The following is a 1,064-nucleotide window of genomic DNA, read 5'->3' on the forward strand; positions in this document are numbered from 1 at the left end:
ACAGGCAACAAAGATGTTGAATGTGACGGACCCTTCGCTGGCAAGCCAGCTCCTACAGGGGTTCGTTATCGCGCCGTTATTCTTTGATCGAGATGCCTCATGAACCGAAATCTGCTGACCCTGGCCCTGACTGCAATCCTCGCCGGCCTCCTGCCCGCCACCGCCCAAGCCGCTGCCGCCCCGCAACCCGGCAAGGTATTCAAGGACTGCCGCGATTGCCCGGAGATGGTAGTACTGCCCGCCGGCACCTTCACCATGGGCACCCCTGACGATGAAGTCGGGCGCGAACCCGATGAGGGGCCGATGCACGAGGTGACCTTTGCCCAGCCGTTCGCCATGAGCCGCTTCCAGGTCACCGCCGGCGAATGGGACAGCTACGTGCGCGAGAGTGGCGTGACCATCGCCAATGGCGACCCCCGGCCGGGTCGCGAATGCGTCGCCAGCAAGCCACGTTATCCGCAAAGCCCGCGCCAGCCGGCGGTATGCATGAACTTCGATGACGTGAAGGATTACGTCGCCTGGCTGTCGAAAAAGACCGGGCAGCAGTACCGCATGGTCAGCGAAGCGCAACGCGAATACGCGGCACGCGGCGGCACCAAGGGCCCGTTCCCCTTCCCGTTCGATGAAGGCAAGGCATACAGCATCGCCAGGCACGCCAACACCTATGGCCCGGCCGACGGCTTCAGCTACAGCTCGCCGGTGGGCAGCTACCCGCCCAACGCATTCGGAATGTATGACATGCACGGCAATGTGTATGAATGGGTCGAAGACTGCGAACACCCGGACTACGTCGGCGCCCCCACCGATGGCAGCGCCTGGGTCGAGGCCAATTGCGAAGCGGTGCGCATACGCGGCAACGACTGGGGTGAAGCCCCGGTGTTCTCGCGCTCGGGCAACCGCAACAGCCAGTACCCGCACGAGCGCGGCGACTGGATGGGCTTTCGCATAGTGCGCGACCTTTAACCCACACGCGATCCCCCTGTAGGAGCTGGCTTGCCAGCGAAGAGGCCGTCACATCCAACATCAATGTGGCCTGTGACACCGCCTGCGCCGACACGCGATCC

General features: G+C 63.7%; 1 protein-coding gene. It reads left to right on the forward strand.

Annotation, left to right across the window (positions count from 1 at the left end; genetic code table 11):
* Nucleotides 1–99: 99 nt before the first annotated feature.
* On the forward strand, nucleotides 100–963 hold the full coding sequence (locus BZ163_RS00010) for a formylglycine-generating enzyme family protein (protein ID WP_128869315.1): 864 nt from the start codon (nucleotides 100–102) through the stop codon (nucleotides 961–963).
* Nucleotides 964–1,064: the final 101 nt, after the last annotated feature.

It is taken from the genome of Pseudomonas sp. VI4.1 (genome assembly GCF_002029345.1).
Taxonomy (GTDB): domain Bacteria; phylum Pseudomonadota; class Gammaproteobacteria; order Pseudomonadales; family Pseudomonadaceae; genus Aquipseudomonas.